General features: G+C 53.3%; 4 protein-coding genes. 2 read left to right on the top strand and 2 right to left on the bottom strand.

Annotated elements, in window-relative coordinates; genetic code table 11:
* Together DBO31_RS08905 and DBO31_RS08900 are read right to left on the bottom strand one after the other, a co-directional pair.
* Positions 1 to 624, bottom strand: a 624-nt coding sequence (locus DBO31_RS08905; RefSeq protein ID WP_150824977.1) for a DUF1700 domain-containing protein, incomplete at its 3' end; no start/stop codon positions are given.
* A 7-nt stretch (positions 625 to 631) separates the two neighbouring features.
* On the bottom strand, positions 632 to 913 hold the full coding sequence (locus tag DBO31_RS08900) for a hypothetical protein (RefSeq protein WP_059076067.1): 282 nt from the start codon (positions 911 to 913) through the stop codon (positions 632 to 634).
* A 232-nt stretch (positions 914 to 1,145) separates the two neighbouring features.
* On the opposite strand from DBO31_RS08900, the gene DBO31_RS08895 reads away from it, so the two are divergent.
* Both DBO31_RS08895 and DBO31_RS08890 read left to right on the top strand, forming a co-directional pair.
* Positions 1,146 to 1,358 carry a DUF951 domain-containing protein gene (locus DBO31_RS08895; RefSeq protein ID WP_059076068.1) on the top strand — a complete coding sequence of 71 codons (213 nt, stop codon included), beginning with the start codon at positions 1,146 to 1,148 and terminating at the stop codon, positions 1,356 to 1,358.
* 131 nt (positions 1,359 to 1,489) lie between these two features.
* A partial coding sequence (locus DBO31_RS08890) for an ATP phosphoribosyltransferase regulatory subunit (protein WP_200817511.1) occupies positions 1,490 to 2,062 on the top strand: 573 nt, incomplete at its 3' end.

Raw genomic sequence — 2,062 nt, 5'->3', positions numbered from 1 at the left:
GACGAGGAACAGGCAGGCGATGATGGCCAGAAAGAGGACGGCGTAGATCATGCCGCTCAGGACGGAGAACAGCGTCCCGATGATATCAAGTACCGGCCGGGCTGCGGCCTTTCCGGCGCGGCTGAGGGAATCGTCCTTATCCCATTCAAAGTCTTCCCCTGTAGACGGGCGGCGGCTGCGTCCCCGGCGCCGCGGTCTGCGGCTGTCGTAATATCCGTCATCATCATAAGAACGGCGATTCTGCGGCGGATTTCCGTTATCGTAAAAGGTATCGTCCCAGCTCTTGCCATCGCGGTAATACTGCTGGCTCTGGGCACGGCGGCGCAGCCGGTCCGGATCCTTTTCCCAGTCGTAGGGCGCGGCATTGCGGCGCTGGCTCCGGGGCGTATCGTAATCATCGCCGGGAAGACGGGGATTGTCTTCGGGGATGATGGGCTTGCCGATGTAATAACGGTAAATATTTTTTGGTGAACCGAGTTTGACACATATTTCCTCTTCCGATTTCCCTTCTTTGGCACCGAGGCGGAACTGTTCTTCACAGTCCTCGATGATGCCCTTCAGGTCGTCTTTATCGGCCTTGCGGAAATAGTATTTCAACAGGTCCATAAATTCAGACTTTCGCATGGATTCCTTACCTCTGTTTTAACACATACTCTTCGTAACGCTGATGAAACCGGGCGCCCCATTGCCAGCAGACGACTCCCAGGACCATGATGGCCAGGATGAGGAGCAGAATGACGGCGGCCGGGACGTGGGGCAGGAAAGAAATCGCTGCCAGCGGCTCTTTTTCCATTGCAATACAAAAAGCGACCCAGGCCAGAAGGGCCACGCAGACGGCGGTACAGCAGCCGCCCAGCGTATACAGCATGAGATAGGCTGCGCGCAGGGTCCGGGGACGGGGTGAATCTGCCATGATAGGACTACCTCCCAGAAATATAATCAGAAATGAGCGTATTTTTCCTTGTATGGCGTACGCTGCTCACACTATACTATCACATAACGGCCTTCCTTTCCAGTATTCCGTGGAAAGGGGCCGGCAGCCTGTCTGCCGGGAGAGTCGTTTTCCCTTTGGCTTGCATCCCGCCCGTATTTGAAGTAACATAATGTATCATAGACTGCACGAGGCAGTAAAGGAGGTACTTGTTATGGCAGATTTTGTCCGTTATCAGATCGGGGATGTAGTCCAGCTCAAAAAATCCCACCCCTGTGGTTCCAATGAATGGGAAGTGCTGCGCATCGGCGTCGATTTTGTCATCCGCTGCTGCGGCTGTGGCCACCGGGTCATGGTGCCGCGCCCGAAATTTGAAAAATCGGTCAGGAAAATCATCCGTCGTGCCACACCGGAACAAGATGGGTAAATTTTTTGAAAAAGGGCTTTTTATTTGCTGTGATTTGTGCTACAATTCTAATCAGTCGTTCTTCATTGCTTTACTTTGGTAAAGCGATAAAGAAATAAAGTAAATACATAGTATGCAAGGAGTGCATAAAGATGCTCAGTAATACACTGGATGGAGTCAAGATGCTCCATCACGATGAAATGCGGAATTATGACCGCATCCAGGGGAAACTCGTGTCGGTCATCATGAATCACGGCTGCAAAATCATCGAAACGCCAAGTTTTGAAGATTATGATGTATACCAGCATTACTTTCCCCAGCTGCGCCAGCAGATGGTCAAGACCATCGATACGGACGGCCGGGTCCTGGTCCTGCGGCCCGATGTGACCGTACCTCTCGTCGAAACGGCAGCGCGGGAATTTCCCCGGGCCAACCAGCTCCTCAAATTCGGCTATGTCAGCACCGTATTCCGGGAATATTTTGGCCGGTCCACCTATGGCAAGGATTTCCTTCAGGGCGGCATTGAAATCCTCGGTGATCCCAGTCCCGAATGCGATGGGGAAGTCATCGTCATGGCGGCGGAAATCCTCAAAGCCGTCGGCGTGGAACATATCCGCATTGACATGGGGACGGCGGCTTATACCCAGGCCCTGTTCGACGGACTGCCCCTGGAAGAAGCTCAGAAGCAGACACTGCGCCAGTATATGGCAGAGCGCAATCTCGTC

The sequence above is a fragment of the Megasphaera sp. DJF_B143 genome (assembly GCF_900320625.1).
GTDB classification, from domain to species: Bacteria; Bacillota; Negativicutes; order Veillonellales; family Megasphaeraceae; genus Megasphaera; species Megasphaera hexanoica.
This window is presented reverse-complemented; position numbering and strand designations above follow the sequence as displayed.

Bases quoted from the DNA above. Each gene is read 5' to 3' on its own strand.
- DBO31_RS08900 (WP_059076067.1), bottom strand. From the start codon at position 913: ATGGCAGATTCACCCCGTCCCCGGACCCTGCGCGCAGCCTATCTCATG.
- DBO31_RS08895 (WP_059076068.1), top strand. From the start codon at position 1,146: ATGGCAGATTTTGTCCGTTATCAGATCGGGGATGTAGTCCAGCTCAAA.